Below are 13,371 nucleotides of genomic sequence, written 5' to 3'. Positions count from 1 at the left end.
ATGACTTAATATATAGGTCTTTTCACAAAAAACATTCAGGTGGATTATTGATTTTATTGAATTTTTTGATTATGCAAACATGAGCAATTATAAATAATAGCCAAACAAAGAATAGTATTATTGTAACTGAATTAAATCTTATAAATTAAATAATATTTAAGTTAAAAAGGAAAATATTATGAGCGTAGTAAAGAAACCACCAGTAAAATGGTTGCCACTTATCATTATTGTGGTAATTTCAGCGATATTTTGGTTGTTTGTATCTCCACCTGAAGGTATTAGTCAAGAGGGTTGGCAAACCAGCATCATTTTTGTTGCAACAATTGCCAGTATTGTTGCCGAAATAATGCCAATTGGCGCAATTGGTCTATTAGCAATTACTGTTTTTGCTGTATTGAGACCATCTGGTGCAACAACAGCGACTGAGTCAATAAAAATCTCGTTAAGCGAATTAAATAGTAGTCTTATTTGGTTAATTGTTATTGCCTTTATGATCGCTCGTGGTTTTATCAAAACAGGTTTAAGTAAACGAATAGCCTATTATCTTGTTAAAATTTTGGGTAAAAATACCTTAGGACTTGCTTATGGTTTATCCGTTACTGATATTGCATTGGCACCAGCTATTCCAAGTACAACAGCACGTGCTGGCGGAGTTATTTATCCAATAGCGGAAGCGCTAGCAATTAATTTTAAATCCAATCCTAAAGATGAATCAAGAAACCGTATAGGTACTTTTTTAATGCTAACTATTAGCCATGTAAATGATATCACCTCGGCAATGTTTCTAACGGCATTTACAGGAAATTTATTAGCCGCTAAATTAGTTACAACATCACTAGGTATTACATTAGGGTGGGGGGAATGGTTTGTTGCAGCAATTGGGCCATGTTTAGTTTCATTCGTTGTGATACCTTTGGTGATTTACTTTCTGACTAATCCAGAATTAAAAAGAACACCGGAAGCGCCAAAATTAGCGGCTGAAGAATTAAAGAAAATGGGGGTAATTACTGTTAAAGAAATCATTATGGGTGTTACTGTTGTACTTTTGTTAGCGCTTTGGATTTTTGGTAAAAACTTCGGTATTGATTCAACAACTACTGCGTTTATTGGCTTAACTATTTTGATCTTATCTGGTGTATTAAGCTGGGATGATATTAAAGGAGAAAAAGCTGCCTGGGACACATTAATTTGGTTTGCGGCATTACTTATGATGGCGGGGCAAGTTAATAAACTTGGTGTAACAAAATGGTTAGGGGACACAATAGGTGTAGCTGTACAAGGTCATTTAGATGAAAGTAGTTGGGTATTAGTTTTAGTTATTTTATGTGTTGCCTATGTTTATTTACATTATTTCTTTGCAAGTGGAAATGCTCATATTGCTGCATTATTTCCCGTTTTCTTATCGATCGCTATTGCCTTAGGCGTACCAACTCTAACTGCAATTTTTGCGTTGGTTATTTGTACTAACTACTTTGGATCAATTACACAGTTTGCAAATGCTCGAAATCCACTATTATTTGCCGAAGGTTTTGTGCCAGTAAAAACTTGGTGGAAAGTTGGGTTTATTTGTAGTATTGTAAATCTAATTATCGTATTTACTGTTGGAATTTTATGGTGGAAGATTATTGGTTTGGGTTAATATTAGTAAATAGTTAACTTATTTCTTGTTTCGATACCGCCAATTGATATGGCGGTATTTTATATATAACTTAATTTTTATAATTAACAAACTGCAATTGAAAGTTTCAAATCCTCAATGCCTTTCCAATATTTTTGTTTTTGTTCTAAATCAAGTAATATCAATTTATTATTTTCAACAAACTTCTAGTTAACTTCTAGTCACTTAGGGCTATCAATTAAATCATAAAGCACTCCTTCACGTAATGCGCATGGACTAAATTGTAAAGCTTTTAACCCAAACGCATTAAAAACCCCACTAAGTATAGCTAGCCCGCTAACAAATACATTTTTCCTTTCATTAGAAATTGATGGATAATCAATTTCTTGAAAAGAGTTAAATTTTAAAACATAACTAATTAAATCATCGAGCCTTTTGGGAGTAATAATTCCATCACAAACACCAATATCTAACAAGATACGATAAATAGACTTAGTAGTTCCAGATGTGCCAAATGCAATAGTAATATTTTGTTTTTTTATAATATTAATCAAGCTTTCAATTTGTTGTTCGGCGGCAAGCTTTGCTTGTTCAAATGAAATAGCGTTAATTTTATTTTCATGAAAAAACTGTTTAGCATAAGTTATGCATCCCATAGGGCGACTAGCAACAATCAAAGGTTTTAGATCATTTCCTCTACCTACTGCAATTTCTGTAGAGCCTCCACCGATATCTATTACAAATTTAGTATCATTTGACGATGCTGGTTCAGATGTCATGGTTCCTAAATAAATAAGACGAGCTTCTTCTTGTCCCGATATGATTTCTATCGGAAATGGAAATACTTTAGCCGCAGCCATTAAAAATTTATATCTATTTTTTGCAACCCGTAGTGTATGAGTTGCTACAACGCGAATATGTTCAGGTGGAAAGCCTTTCAACCTTTCAGCAAATAGTGTAAGACATTCGACACTTTGCATAATGCATGATTTACTTAGTTGGTTATTAGCATTAAGCCCTGTAGCGAGATAAATATTTTTTTTATTTTTATAAATAATCTGTATAGCACCATCTATAATACGAGCAATAACCATGTGAAAACTATTTGAACCAAGATCAACTACGGCATATTCATTGAATTTATTCACTTTAAATTCCTTATTCAACTGATTCTAACTGATTCAAATAATCATAAATGGCATATTGTGCTCTAATTTTTTTCTTATTACCTCTTTGCACATAATTATTAGTTGCATCTTTATCAATAATACGAGCTTTTACATTATCATTGCACTGAATATTAAAAATATTATGAATAGTTGATTTTATTATTGGGTCAAAGATTTTTACACCCACTTCAATACGATTATCTAGGTTACGAGGCATCCAATCAGCAGAAGAAATATAAGTATCTTTTTTCCCATCATTTTCGAAAATATACACACGAGCATGTTCTAAAAACTGATCAACAATACTTGTGACAGTAATATTTTCGCTTAAATTAGGAATTTTTGGTATCAAGACACAAGTTCCTCTTACTACAATTCTAATTTTTACACCTGCACAAGATGCACGGTATAATTGGTCGATCATATCTTTATCGGTTATTGCATTGAGTTTTAAATAGATACCAGCTACTTTACCTGCTTTAGCATTATTTATTTCTTGTTGAATAAATTCATAAAATCTCAATCGGGTATTTTGTGGAGACACAAGTAAATGATGGAAAGAAACTGGTTTAAATGGATTTTCAATGAAATTAAATACATTTTTAACTTCATCTGTAATTACAGGATCTGCAGTTAATAACGAAAAATCGGTATAAATTCTTGCAGTCCTTTCATTAAAATTACCTGAACCAATATGGGCATAACGAACAATTTCGCCATTTTCTTTACGATCAATCAAAAACAATTTGGCGTGGATCTTTAGTTTTGGTTGTGAATAGATAACTTTAATTCCACTACTAATTAATCGTTTTGCCCATTTTATATTTGCCTCTTCATCAAACCTTGCTTGTAATTCAACAACTACAGTGACCTTTTTACCATTATTGGCAGCATTAATGGCCGCATGAATAAAGCGGGAATCTTTTGCAACTCGGTAAATATTCATGCGAATATGTGTAACAGATGGATCAAACGAAGCTTGGCGCATAATTTCTAATACGTGTCCAAAAGAGTAGTAGGGATAATAAAGCAACACATCTCGATCTTTAATCGCATCAAACGAATTACGGAATTGTTTAAATCGATTATAACTTAAACTAGGAATTTTTTTATTTAATAGCTTTTTTTGTCCAAAGTCTGGAAATTTCACAAGATCTTTAAAATTAGGATAGCGCCCACTTGGCATTGCGTCTTGTTCAGTTAATAACAATTTATTAATTAATAACTCAAATAATGCTTTTGGCATATCTTTTTGATAAGTAAAACGAACAGGCTGTGCAGTCAAACGTTGTTTTAGACCTTGTGACATAAGTTCAAGCAAACTGTCTAACTCCGTGTTTAATTCGTATTCAGCATCTCTATTAATATTAATTGAATAGGCATTTAATTCTTTGGCATCAAAAAAAACCTTAAAAATATCGGGTAAACAGTAACGTAATATGTTATCCAAAAAAATGATCGATTTATTTTTAGTTGAAATTTCTGACGGTAATAACACAAAACGAGAAATATTATCTGTCGGTAATTCAAGTAACGCATAATTGGTTTTATCTTCACAAATAATTTCTACAGCTAAATAGGCATGATCATCTTTCAAAAATTGAATAAGTTCGGTATGACTATCGAGTAAGATAGGGGTAATGTATTGCCTAAGGTTTTGTTTATAATAATTTTTTATCCAAGTTTCTTGGTAAGTTGAAAGTTGTCTTTCATTAATCAAAAAGATTTGATTTCTTGCCATTTCTAATAATAGTTCATTATAAAGTTGGTCAAACTGCAATTCTAGTTGAATAACTTTTTGGTTTACTTGGCGTAATAGGTTTTTAGAGTTAGAAGATGAGTTGGCTTGTTCTTGTTCAATAAGTACATATTTTTTTAAATTGGCAAACTGTACTTTATAAAACTCATCAAGATTACTTGAGTATATACCTAAAAAATGTATCCTCTCTATAAGTGGATTACTTTTATCAGCAGCTTCCTGTAAGACTCGCTGATTGAAAGATAACCAACTGAGTTCCTTAGGTAAATATACTTTTTCTTCAATCATTTTAATCTTTCAAACTCTATTAATAGTATTTTATACAGGATATCTTATGTAAAAAAAAAAGCTAGCATGTAGCTAGCTTTTTTATTGCAGGACAAATAATAAGTATACCGTTTTAAATACGGTGAACAGATGTTGTGTTAGTAGTTCCACTTGGTACTAAAGCACCAGATACCATCACAATAATATCTCCTTGTTGTAAACCGCATACTTTCACAGCCATCTCTTTACCTAAACGATAAAAATCGTCAGTTGAGTTAATTGAATCAATTAAAATAGGCTCTACACCTTTTGTCACAGCTAATTGATTAACAGTTTTTTGACTTGATGAAAGCGCTAAAATACGAGCTCTGGGGAAATAATGACGAACTTCCCTAGCTGATTTACCGCTACGAGTTGCAACAACAATTAATGGTACATTTAGACGCTCGGCAATTTCTACAGCTCCACAACAAACAGCCGAGGTTATACTCAACTTTTCTTCTTTTGATGTCAATACTAATGATGCTGGAATAGTGTTGTCAGTACGTTTACAGATAGTTGCCATGACATTCACTGTTTCAAGTGGATATTTCCCTTTGGCACTTTCACCTGAAAGCATAACTGCATCTGTGCCGTCAATAATTGCATTAGCTACATCACCAGCTTCTGCACGAGTTGGGCGTGGGTTTTTAATCATTGAATCAAGCATTTGTGTTGCTGTAATAACTGGTTTAGATGCTTTATTACATTTCTTGATCATCATTTTTTGAGCAAAAATAACTTCTTCAACAGCGATCTCAACTCCTAAATCACCACGTGCAACCATAATGCCGTCAGAAGCATCAAGAATTTCATCAAAATTATCTAAACCTTCTTGGTTTTCAATTTTAGATATAATTTTAATGTTTTCACCACCATGAACTTTTAAGTGAGCACGAATATCTTCTACATCAGAACGTTTACGAATAAATGATGCAGCAATAAAGTCAACACCTTGTTCACAACCAAAAATGAGGTCATTTTTATCTTTTTCTGCTAGTGCTGGCAATTTAATTGAAACACCAGGTAAATTAATACCCTTATTTTCACCAAGTTCACCATTATTTAAAACAGTACAGATAACCTCATTACTTTTAATTTCTTTAACGTCCATAGCAATTAAGCCGTCATCAACTAAAACACGATTACCAGGTTTAAGGTCATGCGCAAAACCATCGTAAGTTACAGCTACACGGTCTTTATTTCCGATAACATTTTTGTCTGTGGTAAACGTGAATGTTTGACCAGCAACTAGGGATACATCATTACCCCCTTCTAATTTGATAGTGCGAATTTCAGGGCCTTTGGTGTCTAGCATAATAGCGGCTTTTAAACCGGTTTCTTGCATTACTTCACGTAAATTTTTGATACGGTTGCCATGTTCTTCGTAATCACCATGCGAAAAATTTAAACGCATAACATTCATGCCAGCATTTAATAATTTTGCTAACATTTCTTTTGATTCAGATTTTGGTCCGATCGTACAAACAATTTTTGTCTTTTTCATAATAGTATCTACTTAGTAATTTATTTAATGTTAAGGTTAATGTTTTAATTCAATTTAAAAAATTCGATAAATCAACTTTTTGCAAAAAAAAAAACCAATGGCAAAGCATTGGTAGTTTTATTGGTTAAAAAAGGTGTTTGTAGCTCAATATGGCCACTAAGATCACACAAAATATTTGAAGAATATGATAATTTCATCAATAAGTTAAATCTTTTAAAAATTGTTATTATTATATTCTTAACAGTATTTTAAATAAAGTTTTTTATCTTAAATATACTTTATTGTTTATAAAATATATTTAATTATAATAATTAATTGTTTAAATTACATTAGGTCTTTAAGTTGATAAACTAGTGTGTTAGTGTCATTTTTCAAAGTTAGTTGATTGTTTTTTAATTCAATCTTAGTGCCATCAGTAATTAATTTTTCAATTACATAATCTAATTGATTTAATTGGTCATCATTACAAAGCATTTTAGTCATCACTATACCACTACCTTTTATGCTACCGTTGTCTAAAGTAACTTTACCAGAAAAATGGTTACACATTTTACCTGTAATTGTCATGTTTTCACCAAATATAATTTCAGCTTGATCACCTAATGAAATATCTTGACCGTTTGCTTTAGTGAGCACAAAACGATGATGCATAAGATCGACTTCTTGTAGAGTTTTTGGTCCCTCACATCCAGAAAGAACCAATGAGGCTGTAAATAGAGCAGTTAACAAGGACGTTTTTTTCATTTGAACTCCTAATAATAGGTTAATTTTGTTATAATTAGGCATTAATGAGACTTTAATTAAAATATTTGACACGCTATGCTATCTCAACAGCAATTAAAAAATCTTGACTCAATGACTTTCCTAAACAAGCATAAAATAATAAAATTAGCTAAGAAAAGTCAAACTATAGCTGATATAGATTCTGCCATACAAGATGCTAACTTACATTATCAAAGCAGAATAGAATCGTTACCGAAAAATATTGTTTTTCCCAAAAATTTGCCTGTAATTGAAAAAAAACAAGAAATTTATGATGCTATTAAACATAATCAAGTGGTTATAATTGCTGGTGAAACTGGCTCGGGAAAAACAACACAAATTCCCAAAATCTGTTTAGAATTAGGCTTAGGCGTGAAAGGCTATATTGGTCATACTCAACCAAGACGATTAGCGGCACGTTCAGTAGCTAATCGTATCGCTGAAGAGCTAAAAACAGAAATAGGGCAGTTAGTTGGTTTTAAAGTAAGATTTTCCGATCATGTCAGTGACACAACCCTGATTAAATTAATGACCGACGGTATATTGCTTGCTGAAATTCAGAAAGATAAACTCTTACTACAATATGATACTATTATTATTGACGAAGCTCATGAACGCAGTTTGAATATTGATTTTATTTTAGGCTATCTTAAGCAATTATTATCTAAACGCCCAGACTTAAAAGTCATAATAACATCAGCGACTATTGATGTGGAACGTTTTTCTAAACACTTCAATGATGCTCCGATTATTGAAGTATCGGGTCGTACCTATCCTGTCGAGGTTAGATATCGTCCCCCAATCCTGAAAGAAGATGATAATAATGATAAAAGTTGTGATTTTCAACCGATTATAGATGCCATTGATGAATTATCAACTGAAAGTCTTGGGGATATATTAATCTTTTTAACAGGAGAACGAGAAATTCGAGATCTTGCTGATATACTAAATAAATTAGATCTTCGTCATACAGATATTTTACCTTTATATGCAAGATTATCAGTATCAGAACAAAATCGAATTTTTCAATCGCATACTAAACGTCGAATTGTCCTTGCTACTAATTTGGCAGAAACGTCATTAACCGTTCCAGGCATTAAATATGTGATCGATTCGGGTTTAGCCAGAATTAGTCGTTATAGCTATCGAACTAAAGTTCAGCGTTTACCGATTGAACCAATATCACAGGCCTCTGCCAATCAGCGTAAAGGACGTTGTGGGCGAACATCTAATGGTATCTGCATACGTTTATATGATGAACAAGATTTTTTATCTCGCCCCAAATTTACCGAACCCGAAATATTGCGAACCAATTTGGCTTCAGTAATATTACAAATGACATCATTAGGCTTAGGCGATATTGCCGCTTTTCCTTTTGTTGAAAAACCTGATTCAAAATTTATTCGTGATGGACTTCGCTTATTAGAGGAACTTGGGGCAATTTATACCATACAGAATAGATATCATTTAACTGAAATAGGTAAAATTTTAGCACAACTGCCAATTGATCCAAGATTAGCTAGGATGTTGGTTGAAGCAAGGCGCCTAGGGTGCATTAAAGAAATAATGATAATTACTGCTGCTTTATCGATTCAAGATCCAAGAGAAAGACCTTTTGATAAACAGCAAGCTTCGGATGAGAAACATCGTCGTTTTGTTGATAAGGAGTCAGATTTTATTTCTTTAATTAATTTATGGAACTACATTAAAGAACAACAGAACGTATTATCAGGGAATCAATTTAGACGATTATGCCAAAAAGAGTTTTTAAATTATCTTCGAATCCGTGAATGGCAAGATGTCTATACGCAAATTAGACAAACAATTAAGCAATTAGCGTTTCCGATTAATAGTAAAAAAGCTGATTATAATTCATTACATATTTCGTTACTAAGCGGTTTACTATCTCATATTGGAATAAAAGAGCTTGAAAAGCGTGAGTATATAGGTGCACGTAATATAAAATTTGCAATTTTTCCTAATTCAGCACTTTTCAAAAACCAACCCAAATGGTGTATTGCTAGTGAACTTGTTGAAACAAATAGATTATGGGGAAGAACAGCAGCAAAAATTGAAGCTGAATGGATTGAACCTATAGCTAAACATTTAGTGAAATATAACTATAACGAACCTAGGTGGTCTAAAAAGCAGGGCACAACAATAGCAAACGAAAAAGTAACTTTATTTGGGTTACCAATTGTTACTAATAGAATAGTAAATTACAGTAAAATTGATCCTATTTTAAGTCGCACTCTGTTTATTCGACATGCATTAGTTGAAGGTGATTGGTTCACAAGTCATAAATTTTACAAGCAAAATCAAAAATTGATTAATGAAGTTGAAGATTTAGAACATAAATCACGTCGTCAGGATATTTTAATTGATGATGATGAATTATTTGATTTCTATGATAAACGTATAGATAAATCCGTTATTTCATCTAGACATTTTGATAAATGGTGGATGCAGAAACAAAAATCTGATCCTGATTATCTTAATGTACAAAAAGAGATGCTGATCAAGCAATCAGCACAATTAATTAACTTAAATGATTTTCCTGATTTCTGGTATCAAGATCATTTTAAGCTAGCACTTAGTTATCACTTTGATATTGGTTATAACCGTGACGGCGTCACTATAAAAATTCCACTTGATATCTTAAACCAAATTAAAAACAAGGGATTCGATTGGCAAGTGCCAGGTTTTAGAAAAGATTTAATAATTGCATTAATCAAATCATTGCCTAAATCTTTACGACGAAACCTTGTCCCTGCACCAAATTATGCAGATGCATTTTTAGATAGGGTAGATACTACAGAAAAACCGCTTCTTGAATGCTTAGGAAATGAATTTCATAAAATGACTGGTGTGAAAATTACATCAGAAAATTGGCAATTAGAACAAGTCCCTGAACATTTAAAAATGAATTTTAGTATTATTGATAGTAATAATAACGAAATTGCTTCAAGTAAAGATTTTGATATGCTAAAACAGCAACTCAAAACTCAACTTCAACAAGCTTTATCATCTATTACTATTAATAAAAAAGATAACTCAATTGAGCAAAATAATTTGACAGATTGGATATTTGGAAAACTTCCTGATGTTTATGAAGAAAAGCAAAAAAACTATACTATTAAGGCTTATCCAGCAATTATTGATAATCAAAATTCCGTAAGTATAAAGTTAGTTGATAATCAATCAGAGCAACAAAGATTAACTAAATTAGGTTTAAGACGCTTATTAATGCTTAATATTCCCTCTCCAATCAAGTATTTACATGAAAAATTACCCAATAAATCGAAATTAAGTTTATATTTTAATTCGTTTGGTAACGTGTTAATGCTTATTGATGATTGTATCGCTTGTGGTGTTGATTATTTAATTGAAACAAATAATAAAGCAATACATTCAACTGATGATTATCAGCAATTACTTGATTATACTAAAACTCATATTAATGAAATAGTTGTTGGTATTGCTAAGCAAGTCGAATCAATACTAACTTTGCATTTTATCATTAATAAAAAGTTAAAAGGGCGCGTTGATTTATCTTTAGCATTTGCCTTGTCAGATATCAAACAGCAACTTAATAAATTAGTTTATAAAGGATTTGTTGCTCAATCAAGTTATAGAAGATTGAATGATATCTCTCGATATTTATCGGCAATTGAGAAAAGAATTGAAAAATTATTTCAAAATATGGCAAGAGATAGACAATCAATGAGCATTATAGAAGATGTTCAGAATCAGTATGATAATTGGGTTAATAGTCTACAAAAGAATCAACGATTAGATACAAAAGTGACTGATATCCGTTGGATGATTGAAGAATTAAGAGTCAATTTATTTGCTCAGCAACTTGGCACGTCATATCCAATTTCGGCAAAACGCATTAAGCAACAAATTAATGTATTAAAATCAAAATTATAGTCATTACTAAAAAATAGGGCGCTTATGCGCCCGATCATCTATTAAACTATCGATACAGGTCTACAAAAACAGTTATATTTGGACCATTTGAGTCATGGGCAATTCTAGCAATATGATAATACTTGGCCCCTGCATCAATAGCTCGTTTACCTGCTTGATAAGAAATTTCCTGATCAGTTACATAGTAACCTCTAAATTTAATTGTATCAAACGCAACCATTTTTGCCGCAGTTGCATCATTCAATTCTTGAATTTTTCGTCCATCCGGTAGAGTTACAGTGTAACGTGTAACACGCTGTGGCTCCGCTGCAGCCGTTGTAACTTGGGATTCAGAAGTATTAGTTGCTGTAGACGTTGTTGCTTTATGAGTGGCTTGATTAATGACTTTTACTTTATTATTAAATTTATCAGCATAAAATTTTTCATTAAAAGCTGAAGGAGAATAATAGCCAGGTTTCTCTACCTGCATAGCAGCATCACCACCTTGCGCTAGAGCTTGTTGGCCAGCTTCAGAGTCATATGGGATAGCATCCTCGGGTTGAAGTTTACGTTCAGGTGCATCTTTTTTAAACAAATAAGCAGCAACTTGAATATTACTACCTAATTCACTACGTGAATCAATATAATAAGCATAAGCACCTTTTGCTGATGCTTCCTTAGCAATTGCTTGGTTAATATCATATTCACTAGGAAAATAGCCACGAATACGCACAATGTTGAAAGGTTCTAAACGTATGGCTTTAGATTTTGGATATTCATAAATACCTTCAAACATGCGAAGGCTTTCTGCTTGTTCTTCTGCTTTAGGAGCATCGGCTTTATATAATTTCGCATACACAATTCTTAAAGTATCATTCGAAGGACTAATATTAGTTGTGGTTATATAAAAGGAAGCTGCTCCTTCTTTATCCGCAGCTCTCGACATTGCCATAATATAATCACTATCAGTATAAAAAGCTCCGCGGATAGTTATACTTTTAAATGACTGTAAACCTTTAGCTTGTTGCTCCGTTAATTGTTGAGCAGCAAACGAAGAAAAAGAGGTTAGGGACATAGCAACTACAATAAGCGTGTTCTTTAAACTTGTCATATATTAAGATCTTCCAATAAATAATTTTGGTTAATTTAACATAAATAACTCTAATTACATAAATCTATTAAAGCATTTAAGTTTTTTATGAATAGGTATTTTCCTTTAGCTGTCAAAATATTAAGTTCTTGTAATTTTGATATATTTCTACTCACAGTTTCGATTGTCAAACCTAAATAGTTAGCAATATCCGCTCGACTCATCACGAGCTTAATATTTAATGAAGAATGGCCGCTTTTTTCATAGCGTTGATAAAGTGAATATATAAAAGTTGCTAACCGTTCATCCGCTTTTTTCTGCGAATAGCATAATACTAATTTTTGGTAATCATAAATATTAGAACTTAACAAATTACAAATTAAGTCCCTGACATTTTTCTGAGTATCAACCAACGACATTAGTTCATTATAATAAAGTTCGCAAACAAGGGTATTGCTAAGAGCTTGAATATTATTGTTATACACTTTGGTCGAAATTGAATCTAAACCAACAATATCACCAGGTAAATAAAAACCATTAATTTGTTGTTGATTATCGGAAGTGGTAACAAAAGTTTTTAATGCACCTGAATGAATAACATAGAATTTAGTAAAAGGTGTCTTAGCTTTAACTAATATTTCATTTTTTAGATAAGAAATTTTTCGCTGTAATATAGTATCCAACTTATTATTTAGTAACATAGGAATACAGAGAGCCCCTGCGCTACATAATTCACATGGGACAGAATAGCTTTTTGAGCGCAATGTCTTAAAAATATCTTGCATATTAACGAAAAATAATCACAGTTATTAAAAACGATTAGAGTATCATATATCTATAATAAAACAACAATTGCTGACTAATTAATGTTTTTATTTATTGTTTAAAAGCACATGACGTTAAAGAAGATGCGCCCTTAATGATAACCAAACATTGTTTACGGTTTGCGTTTAATTTATGTCCAAAACAAGCAAAAGGAATTCAAGGAGTTAAAACTAAAGTTACGCCAATGAAATTAATTCAAAATAATGAAGAATTATTGCTAAAGTTCAATTGTAAAGCTTGTGAAATGCAAGTATGGGGTAAAATAAAAAAACACATTTTAAAAATGCCACTCGCAGGAAAAGAAAACAGCAGAACGGATATCGTTGTTATTTTGCATGTTGAGAAGATAGAAAAATAATAAAATATTAAATTAATAAATAATAAGATAGCCTGTATTCGTTGTACCGCAGCTTTGCGAGGAAC

General features: G+C 31.9%; 8 protein-coding genes and 1 pseudogene. 3 read left to right on the top strand and 6 right to left on the bottom strand.

From position 1 onward, the window contains the following. Positions 1 to 178 precede the first annotated feature (178 nt). Positions 179 to 1,639, top strand: coding sequence for a DASS family sodium-coupled anion symporter (locus ACGH49_RS03835; RefSeq protein ID WP_296210363.1), 1,461 nt, complete (start codon positions 179 to 181; stop codon positions 1,637 to 1,639). Between the two features lie 200 nt (positions 1,640 to 1,839). On the opposite strand, the gene ACGH49_RS03830 is transcribed toward ACGH49_RS03835, so the two are convergent. The 4 genes from ACGH49_RS03830 to ACGH49_RS03815 all read right to left on the bottom strand — a co-directional run bounded on the left by ACGH49_RS03830 (position 1,840) and on the right by ACGH49_RS03815 (position 7,103). After that, positions 1,840 to 2,766, bottom strand: a complete 927-nt coding sequence (locus tag ACGH49_RS03830; RefSeq protein ID WP_065607445.1) for a hypothetical protein — start codon at positions 2,764 to 2,766, stop codon at positions 1,840 to 1,842. A gap of 10 nt (positions 2,767 to 2,776) precedes the next feature. Continuing rightward, positions 2,777 to 4,834: a polyphosphate kinase 1 gene (gene ppk1 / locus ACGH49_RS03825; protein WP_065607446.1), complete on the bottom strand. Its 2,058-nt coding sequence runs from the start codon at positions 4,832 to 4,834 to the stop codon at positions 2,777 to 2,779. A gap of 112 nt (positions 4,835 to 4,946) precedes the next feature. After that, on the bottom strand, positions 4,947 to 6,359 hold the full coding sequence (pykF, locus tag ACGH49_RS03820) for a pyruvate kinase PykF (protein WP_065607448.1): 1,413 nt from the start codon (positions 6,357 to 6,359) through the stop codon (positions 4,947 to 4,949). Between the two features lie 324 nt (positions 6,360 to 6,683). Continuing rightward, complete coding sequence (locus ACGH49_RS03815; RefSeq protein ID WP_411588281.1) at positions 6,684 to 7,103, bottom strand: META domain-containing protein; 420 nt, start codon at positions 7,101 to 7,103, stop codon at positions 6,684 to 6,686. Between the two features lie 111 nt (positions 7,104 to 7,214). Here ACGH49_RS03815 and hrpA point away from each other — a divergent pair, with 111 nt between their 5' ends. Continuing rightward, entirely contained in the window at positions 7,215 to 11,054 is a 3,840-nt protein-coding gene (hrpA, locus tag ACGH49_RS03810; RefSeq protein WP_411588388.1) for an ATP-dependent RNA helicase HrpA, read from the top strand. Between the two features lie 46 nt (positions 11,055 to 11,100). Here the strand turns inward: hrpA and ACGH49_RS03805 are convergent, their stop codons facing one another. Further along, entirely contained in the window at positions 11,101 to 12,144 is a 1,044-nt protein-coding gene (locus ACGH49_RS03805; protein ID WP_411588280.1) for a YdgH/BhsA/McbA-like domain containing protein, read from the bottom strand. A gap of 50 nt (positions 12,145 to 12,194) precedes the next feature. Next, on the bottom strand, positions 12,195 to 12,824 hold the full coding sequence (locus ACGH49_RS03800) for a helix-turn-helix domain-containing protein (RefSeq protein WP_176701708.1): 630 nt from the start codon (positions 12,822 to 12,824) through the stop codon (positions 12,195 to 12,197). 185 nt (positions 12,825 to 13,009) lie between these two features. Between ACGH49_RS03800 and ACGH49_RS03795 the strand changes: the two are divergent. Next, positions 13,010 to 13,306: pseudogene (locus tag ACGH49_RS03795) on the top strand (hypothetical protein); the annotation flags it as partial. Between the last annotated feature and the right edge of the window lie 65 nt (positions 13,307 to 13,371).

Origin of the sequence: Gilliamella sp. BG7, assembly GCF_046635565.1 — a bacterium.
GTDB lineage: Bacteria > Pseudomonadota > Gammaproteobacteria > Enterobacterales > Orbaceae > Gilliamella > Gilliamella apicola_P.
This window is presented reverse-complemented; position numbering and strand designations above follow the sequence as displayed.